Raw genomic sequence first — 271 nt, forward strand, 5'->3', positions numbered from 1 at the left:
CTGACCGACACGCACGCGCTGGCCACCGCCGAAGTGCTGCGGGCTGCCGATCCCGGCCGCCGCGGCTACACGGCCGAGTCGGCTCGCGAGCGGGCCGAGCGTCGGGCCGAGGCGCTGCGTGGCGGGTTCGACGAGGGTGACGTCGTGCACGTGGGGTGGCGCGTGATCGACGTGGACGCCGTGGACGCCGGGGGCTCGTCCGGTCCGCTGGCCCTGGTCGACGGGGTGCCGTCGGTGCGCTGGAGCGCGGCCGGAGGCTTCATGCCGCTGG

At 76.8% G+C, this 271-nt stretch carries 1 protein-coding gene; it reads left to right on the top strand.

Features of this window, described 5'->3' with window-relative positions:
- Positions 1–271, top strand: a 271-nt coding sequence (locus R0J87_RS20580; RefSeq protein ID WP_498888574.1) for a hypothetical protein, incomplete at both ends; no start/stop codon positions are given.

The organism is Halomonas sp. SIMBA_159, from assembly GCF_046536035.1.
GTDB classification, from domain to species: Bacteria; Pseudomonadota; Gammaproteobacteria; order Pseudomonadales; family Halomonadaceae; genus Vreelandella; species Vreelandella venusta_A.